The 1,086-nt window shown below is 59.7% G+C and carries 3 protein-coding genes; all 3 read right to left on the bottom strand.

From position 1 onward, the window contains the following. On the bottom strand, positions 1–83 hold an 83-nt coding region (gene rpmG / locus AC1D0P_RS25980), incomplete at its 3' end, for a 50S ribosomal protein L33 (RefSeq protein ID WP_477679359.1). A gap of 11 nt (positions 84–94) precedes the next feature. Continuing rightward, positions 95–328, bottom strand: coding sequence for a 50S ribosomal protein L28 (gene rpmB / locus AC1D0P_RS25975; RefSeq protein WP_092128623.1), 234 nt, complete (start codon positions 326–328; stop codon positions 95–97). Between the two features lie 164 nt (positions 329–492). Beyond that, the coding region (locus AC1D0P_RS25970) for an FAD-dependent oxidoreductase (RefSeq protein ID WP_477679358.1) at positions 493–1,086 on the bottom strand (594 nt) is incomplete at its 5' end.

Below are 1,086 nucleotides of genomic sequence, written 5' to 3'. Positions count from 1 at the left end.
TTCTTGTTCTTGGTGGTCGTGTAGAAGTGACCGGTGCCGGCGGTGGATTCCAGCTTGATTTTTTCGCGTGCGCCTTTTGCCATGATGGTGCTCCTTAAGCTTGGCCGCGTGCGCGCAGGTCTGCGAGCACTGTATCAATACCCTTCTTGTCGATCAGGCGCAGTGCAGCGCTCGAAACGCGCAGGCGAACCCAGCGGTTTTCGGTCTCGACCCAGAAGCGGCGGTATTGCAGGTTCACGAGGAACCGGCGCTTGGTTTTGTTGTTGGCGTGGGAAACATTGTTTCCGACCATTGGGCCTTTGCCCGTGACTTCACATACGCGTGCCATGTGCACTCCAGTACTTTTCAACAGCAGTCGTGTCGGAGGCATTTGCTGCCTGTCGTCATTCCTGCCTCACCTCGCCAGAATAGGGTGGCGGTAACCCGAGACTGCCAAACCCGGCCTTTTTGGGGCGAATTTAGCAAAGCCTTGAATTATAAGGGATTTTTGGCTTACTCTGCTTGTTCCAGAAAACGCTGGGCGTCCAGCGCTGCCATGCAGCCGGTTCCGGCGCTGGTGATGGCCTGACGGTAGACGTGGTCCTGCACGTCGCCGGCGGCGAACACGCCGGGCACGCTGGTCATGGTGGCAAAGCCCTGCAGCCCGGTTTTGGTGATGATGTAGCCGTCTTTCATCTCCAGCTGGCCGGCAAAGATGTCGGTATTGGGCTGGTGGCCAATCGCGATGAAGCAGCCCTTGAGGGTCAGGTCCTGCGTCGCGTCGTTCTGGGTGCTTTTGAGGCGCACCCCGGTCACACCCGAGGCGTCGCCCAGCACCTGGTCCAGCGTATGGTGCAGCTTGAGCTCGATCTTGCCAGCCGCGACCTTGTCGTGCAGCTTGTCGATCAGTATGGCCTCGGCCTTGAATTTGTCGCGGCGGTGCACCAGCGTGACCTTGCTTGCGATGTTGGAAAGATACAGGGCCTCTTCCACGGCCGTGTTGCCGCCACCCACCACGCAGACTTCCTCGCCCCGATAGAAGAAGCCGTCGCAGGTGGCGCAGSCGGAAACGCCGCGGCCCATGAAGGCGCTTTCGGATTCCAGGCC

The sequence above is a fragment of the Polaromonas sp. P1_G2 genome, assembly GCF_056405515.1.
This window is presented reverse-complemented; position numbering and strand designations above follow the sequence as displayed.